General features: G+C 43.7%; 1 protein-coding gene. It reads right to left on the bottom strand.

The genetic code is table 11. The features are described from left to right. On the bottom strand, positions 1 to 905 hold a 905-nt coding region (locus tag ACHBHN_RS11310), incomplete at its 3' end, for an IS30 family transposase (protein ID WP_394733134.1). Positions 906 to 1,168: the final 263 nt, after the last annotated feature.

Genomic DNA, 1,168 nt, shown 5'->3' with positions numbered 1-1,168 from the left:
TTGGGATAGTTATTGATCCAATTTTCGATAAAAGCGACTTCTTTCGGGGTCGTTTTTGTGGTTCCTTTCGGCAACCATCGTCGGATAAGCCTATTGTGATTCTCGTTCGTGCCTCTCTCCCAAGAGGAATAAGGGTGAGCGTAGTAGATATATTCCTCCAGAAACACTTCTGACAAGCGACTAAACTCGGTTCCATTATCTGTAGTAATGGATTTGATTTGGAACTCCTTCAAGACGATTTTCAAGGCCTGATTCACAGCCTCAGCCGATTTATTTGGAATCAATCGAATGATTTGGTGGCGACTTCTCCTGTCCGTCAAGACCAAAAGGCATTTGTTTCTCGCTCTCGTCAATAGAACCGTGTCAATTTCATAGTGTCCAAGCTCCAGTCGAAGATTGATCACCTCTGGCCGCTCTTCAATTGACTTTCCAGCAGGCTTAAAGTTTGGACTCGCCTGTTTTTTGGTAGTCCTCCCTTTTCTAGGATAAAGCATATCCTTCTTGGTCAAGCCGAGATGCCCCTTGTGAATCCAGTAGTAGATGGTTGAAATCCCCACATTGATGTCCTTGGTTCTAACCATCATTTCAGGCGAGAATTTTTCCATATTGTAGTGCCGAATTTTATCAGCGAGTTCCTTTGTTAAGCTCAGTTTTCTAACGGACTTTTTCCGATTTTTCTCATACAGATTTTGGGCATAATCAGCGGAATAGAGTTTTTTGAAGCGACCTTTTCGGACTTGTTGTAGGGTCGTCCCTCGTATCACTTCATTGTGAATGGTCTGCGGAGCCTTTCCCAATAAGCGAGCGATTTCCCGATTGGATTTCCCTTCGCCTTTCCACCGTTCAATTTGTCTGCGGTTTTCGATTGTCAAATGTTTTCCTTTTGGTGTATAATGTGTATGCATCTCCGTGTCTTCCTACCTTGTGTTTGTGGTGAACTACAAGTATAACACGGAGGTGTTTTCTTTTACCTACAAGGAACTTTCATTTGTCAACAGGTACCCTTGAACCTGTCTTGTTGGCTCAGCCAAGGCTCTCATTCGCCTTGGTAAACCAGCCTAACAGGTCCAAGCCTGTTAACAAACGAAACCAGAACAGACAGCTGAACCAGTTGAAACAGCTGTTTTTTGGCTAGGTTGGGGTGGCTAACTTCATTATAGAACTTTCG

Source organism: Streptococcus sp. A22 (assembly GCF_043674215.1).
In the GTDB taxonomy this organism is placed as follows: domain Bacteria; phylum Bacillota; class Bacilli; order Lactobacillales; family Streptococcaceae; genus Streptococcus; species Streptococcus suis_V.
Note: the sequence above shows the minus strand (reverse complement) of the source record. Positions and strands in the feature narration are given on the sequence as shown.